The sequence below is a fragment of the Treponema sp. genome (genome assembly GCF_045657965.1).
GTDB lineage: Bacteria > Spirochaetota > Spirochaetia > Treponematales > Treponemataceae > Treponema_D.
In genome coordinates this window covers 1-4,953 of record NZ_JAZOUG010000221.1, presented here as the reverse complement: position 1 = coordinate 4,953, position 4,953 = coordinate 1, and the positions used below count along the sequence as shown (strand labels likewise).

Genomic DNA, 4,953 nt, shown 5'->3' with positions numbered 1-4,953 from the left:
GCAACTGCGCAATATGATAATACAGCAGCTAATGAAAAATCCATGGAAGCAGGATTTGTCGGCATATGTATTCTTCAGTAAGAAAAAGGCTGACAGACCAATGGATGCTGATGCATGGGCTAAATATATGAGAGAGGCATTGAAATCAATCGGTTATTCAGATCCTGAAAAGATTTGTTTCCATAGCTTCAGGCATGGATGGTGTACGACAACACTTTCAGAAATCGGAGACCAGAGAATCTGTATGATAGGTTCCGGACACAAAAGTGATAAGATTTTTGCCCATTATGCAAATCATATCAAAAAAGAGTCAGCCTTAAAGACTATTGCTGAAACTTCTGAAAAACTTTTTGCACCAATTTTTGAAAAACTGGCTGTCGAAGAAGTTGAATACACAATCATTGACGATTTTCCAGAAAATCAAAAATTACTTCCGTGCACTGGTGAAAGCAAAAATAAAATTGCTTAAAAATTAAACTGTCATAAACCTCGCATATGGCAGTTTGAAATAAAAAATTTACAACAAGAGGAGTACCCGCAGATGAAAAAAGAAACATTAACAGAAGAACTCATGCTTCAAAAAGAAGTAATTGAGTTCTTGAGATGCGCTTCATCATCTTTCTTTACCGCAGAGCGTTATGAATGGCTCAGAAAAAAGGTAATCAAAGATGGAAGCCGCAGGAAGTACAAGAAATCTGATGTTCTGGCATTCGTTGAACGCTTACAGAAATCAGCCTAAGTGCCTAAAAGTCGGCACTGGCAGTCCGGAAGTTTTCTGACTGTCAGTGAAAAACAAACACAAACAACAAATAAGGATAAACATATGAAACTTAACGACATTATCAGCATGGTAAAAGATACTACTCAGAAAATCTCAGAGAAGAAAACTCTCAAAATCAAGGACATTGTTCTTATTCCAGAGTTCCAGAAACTTCTGGTCATGGAAGAAGATGTTCTCGAAAAAATGAAGCAGTCGATGAAAGAAGAGGGCTTCAAGTCAGGACATGAGATTCACATCTGGAAGCGTGGAAAAGAATTCATCCTGATTGACGGCCACACAAGAAAGTGTGCATGGGAAAGTTTGGGAAACAAGACAATCCCTTGTATCATCCACAACTTTGCAGACATCGAAGAAGCCAAGACTTTTGCAATCAAAGAGCAGATTAACCGTAGAAACTTAAGCGGTCAGGCTCTTTTGGATGCAGTTGCCAATTTCAATTTTGAAAAGGGCAAAGGCCACACATCTGGCGAAAAAGGAAAGGCATCCGAAATAATTGCAAAGCAAATTGGTGTTTCTACCAAGACCGTTGAAAAAACAAGAGTTGTTTTGAAGGAAGCTACCCCTGAGCAGTTAGAAGCCATCAAGAAAGACGAGCTGAGTATGAATCAGGTTTTCAATCAGATTCGAAAAAAGAGAAAGGAAGAAATCGCTGAGAAAGAGAGCGATGTTTCTGCAACTCCAGAATCTGAAGCGAAAAAAGAAACTAAGAGTGAAGCTAAAACTGAAAAGCCGAAAGCAAAGCCTAAGTCAGAAAAAACAAGTACAAAGGCCGAATCAAAATCAAAGACTGATGAAGCCTTTGCAAAAGGTGTACGTTACGCAATCAGTGAAATCAGAAAGGGAATCACTCTTGAAGAACTTGAAAAATCTCTGAGCGCATAACATAAGGTAATACGGATACAAAGGCTACTCCCAGAGCCTTTGTTCCAACTGCCAGAAAGAAAGTGCCTGCCCGAGGAGAACAACATTGAGCGAAAGCTACACGGCATCTTTCCACAACGGCGGAATGGAAAAAGACGGAATTGATTCAAGCGGAAGAAAACGCAAGAAGCTTTATCAGGCTTGTCGCGAACACAATATCCGAGACCCAAAATATTGTGACAAGCAAGAGCACATCGTAAAAGGCGGACTTCACGAAACATGGATTGATATTCCACCAAAACAAGCCTACGAACAGATTTTTGGCGAAGCTTTCAGGGAATACAACTCCAAGCAGAGAAAGAAGGAACGGCAGTTCAATACTTATTGGGAGAAAGTAAAGAAATCCGCAGTTCTTGTACCCGTTCGCGAAGCTTTAATTACAATCGGAAATTGTGAAGACGGCTTTCCAGACCTTGAAGTCGGAAAGCAGATTTACAAGGAATTTCTGGAAGAGTTCCAGAAGAAGAATCCGAACATGGTAGTAATCGGTGCTTATTACCACGCGGATGAAATGCGCAGTGACGGGAAAGGCGGATTTATAAAAGGTGCGCCCCACATGCATCTTGATTATATCCCCGTTGCGTACAAATGCGACCGCGGGCAGAAGATTCAGAATTCAATGAACGGTGCTTTAATGGAACAAGGCATCTTGAATATTGAAGTAGACCCAGAAGTCGCAGAAAAAGTGTACGGCCTGAGAAAGAAACCGCGCAGAAGGAAGCAAAACGCATCGCTTGAAGAAGTTCCGCTAAGCGAGCGACTTAAATGTTTTGAAAAGCTTGAAGAAAATCCTGAGCAGACGGAACAGACCAAAGAAGGTGAAACCGAAGGCGAAAAAATCACAAAACCGCGCGTAGTAACAAACCTTCAGCAATGGACTGATACACAGAGGAATCGGCTAAAAAAGATAGCACGCTCACATGGCTTTGAAATTAAGAACAAAGACGAAAAGCGCGAGCATCTTACAACGGAAGACTACATTCTTTCAAAAAATCCGAACCTTAACCATGATGTTCACGCACTTGCAGAAAGGCTTACAAACGACCTGAAGGAAGTTCAAAAAGAATCCGCTGATAATGCTGAATGGGAAAAGGAGAATCAGGAACAAGCTGAGCAGAACGCGCAAACGGCAAAGGAACTTGAAAAAGCAAAGGAAGAACATAACGCTTATGTTGAACAGAAGGAGTATGACTTTAAGCGCAAGGAATACAAACTGAGCGACAAGGAAGACGAGTTAAAAGAGCGCGAGGAAGAAGTCACAAAAAAAGAGACTTTCTTATCGAACGCTAGAAAACACGCTTCCGAATCCCTTCACAAGTTCGTACAGATACTTAAAAAGAAAAACAAGGAGATAAAGGAAAAAGACAGAGCCTTAGACCAGATGCTTAGAGAGACTAAGGAACTCGCAGAAAGAGCGGGAAACGCAAACGACTCAAAGGCCGCCCCATTTTATACTTTTGCAGACGACATAAACTTTGACGATGCAAGGCTTATGGCAAGCAAGAGAGACGGTAAAGGTCTTTGCGAATGGTTTAATGGCCTTGAAGAAAAGTTCTGCGGATGGCTTCATAAGGCGCAGTATTTTGCAAAACACTTCTGGAACAAGACCCCAGATGAGCTGATGATTGTTGCGGAAGACATGAGGAAAAGCTACTGCACCGACTTAGGCGATTACGTAGAAAAACGCATGAGAGGAAGCACCATCAGCCAGATTAAGGAAGTTCGTGAAATTAGAGAAGCAATTCCAAAAGTTCAGGAACGCAAAAACAAGACAATTACCCACACACGAAAAGAATGAACTGCCCCCATTTTTTTAGACAGTTATTACGCACATTTTAGGCTGAAAGTCTTTGGAGATTTCCAGCCTAATTTTTTCTGTATGCGGTCCTTGTTATAGAACTGAATAAAATCTGTTATCAGTTCTTTCATCATTTGATATGAAAGCAGGCCATGTCTACTAACATTGTAATATCCAGACTCTGCTTTCAGCGTACCGAAAAAGTGTTCCATGCAGGCATTGTCCCAGCAGTTACCAACTCGACTCATGCTCTGGATAAAACCTTTCTCTTCCAGCAGTTTTCTGTACTCTGACGCTTTATAAGTATTTCCCTGATCCGAATGAATCAGCGTATTGGAAATATTATATTTGTCGCACAGACTGTTTATTGTATCAACTGCAAGTTCTGTATCAGCATGATTAGACATTCTGAATGTCAGAATCTCATTGTTGAATAAATCCATTACTGCGCTAAGGAATAACCATCCATTCTTTATTTTGAAGTATGAGATATCTGTCACAAGCTTCTGCAACGGTTTATCTGCAGAAAAGTCTCTGTTAAGAATATTCTTAGGCAGATTGGCCTCATTCTCCTTCAAAGTCTGATAATATCCCTTAGGAAACCGTCTTACACGGTTTTCTACATGAATCCCATACAGATTTGATACCCTCAAAATCCTTTTATGATTCATTTTTATGCCAAACAAAAGATTCAGGTAATGAGCTTTTACCTTAGCTCCTGCATAGCGTAATTGTTTTTCTGGCAGCATTTTTATTATCTCCAGAGTTTCAAGGTCCTTGTCAGTTTTCCTTGTGTTATCTTTCTGATAATAAAAAGTTGCCCGACTTATGCCAGCAATCTTACAAAGAATACTTATTCTGTATCCTTTTTTATGCAATTCTTTGATAGTTTCGATTGCTGTTTTTTTTTACTTTCTGGAAACCTTATTGCTTCAAGTTTCTTTGCGTAGGCTTTCCAGTATTCTGCTTCTGTTTTGTAGTATTCAATATCCTTCTGTTCTTCATCGATGGTTATCTCGTTTCTGGTTTCCACAGGCAATCCTTTGCCGGCTCTTTGTTGCAAAACCCAATACCTTACGGTATCTCGCTGCAGTCCATATTTGACTGCAAGTGTTTTGTAACCGACAACTCCTGCCTTGTATTCTGCTAAAACCTTTACTCTCAAGTCAATTGGATAAGGAATTGTAACTCCCATTTTCTAACCTCCAAAAAGTGTCTAACTTTTTGGGGTCAGTTCAAGAAATCGATTGGTGGGATTAAACTCCACAGAGACGCAATCTTGCAAGTCGCTTGATTGCGTTTTTTTTGAGAGTGTGAAGTCCTTTCTGTAAATTCAGTAGGCTGCGGTAAAAAGTTTTAATGCGGGTAAATCCCGCAAGCAGCTGACAGCCACTGTTATTAATTCGAATATAAAATACAGTTGATTTTTTATCAAGAGTTATTTTTAAAGACA

The 4,953-nt window shown here is 40.1% G+C and carries 7 protein-coding genes; 4 read left to right on the top strand and 3 right to left on the bottom strand.

Going from position 1 to position 4,953, the window contains the following annotated elements:
• The 4 genes from ACKI5B_RS08170 to ACKI5B_RS08155 all read left to right on the top strand — a co-directional run.
• Positions 1-469, top strand: a 469-nt coding sequence (locus ACKI5B_RS08170) for a tyrosine-type recombinase/integrase (RefSeq protein ID WP_407427618.1), incomplete at its 5' end; no start/stop codon positions are given.
• A 72-nt stretch (positions 470-541) separates the two neighbouring features.
• Complete coding sequence (locus ACKI5B_RS08165; RefSeq protein WP_407427616.1) at positions 542-739, top strand: hypothetical protein; 198 nt, start codon at positions 542-544, stop codon at positions 737-739.
• A gap of 84 nt (positions 740-823) precedes the next feature.
• Positions 824-1,663 carry a ParB/RepB/Spo0J family partition protein gene (locus ACKI5B_RS08160; RefSeq protein ID WP_407427614.1) on the top strand — a complete coding sequence of 280 codons (840 nt, stop codon included), beginning with the start codon at positions 824-826 and terminating at the stop codon, positions 1,661-1,663.
• 85 nt (positions 1,664-1,748) lie between these two features.
• Positions 1,749-3,500: a plasmid recombination protein gene (locus ACKI5B_RS08155; protein WP_407427612.1), complete on the top strand. Its 1,752-nt coding sequence runs from the start codon at positions 1,749-1,751 to the stop codon at positions 3,498-3,500.
• Between the two features lie 26 nt (positions 3,501-3,526).
• On the opposite strand, the gene ACKI5B_RS08150 is transcribed toward ACKI5B_RS08155, so the two are convergent.
• The 3 genes from ACKI5B_RS08150 to ACKI5B_RS08140 all read right to left on the bottom strand — a co-directional run.
• Positions 3,527-4,378: an IS3 family transposase gene (locus tag ACKI5B_RS08150; protein WP_407427610.1), complete on the bottom strand. Its 852-nt coding sequence runs from the start codon at positions 4,376-4,378 to the stop codon at positions 3,527-3,529.
• Positions 4,354-4,695: a hypothetical protein gene (locus ACKI5B_RS08145; RefSeq protein WP_407427608.1), complete on the bottom strand. Its 342-nt coding sequence runs from the start codon at positions 4,693-4,695 to the stop codon at positions 4,354-4,356. The genes ACKI5B_RS08150 and ACKI5B_RS08145 overlap by 25 nt, the downstream gene beginning before the upstream one ends.
• Positions 4,696-4,756: 61 nt before the next feature.
• Positions 4,757-4,953, bottom strand: a 197-nt coding sequence (locus ACKI5B_RS08140) for a hypothetical protein (RefSeq protein WP_407427606.1), incomplete at its 5' end; no start/stop codon positions are given.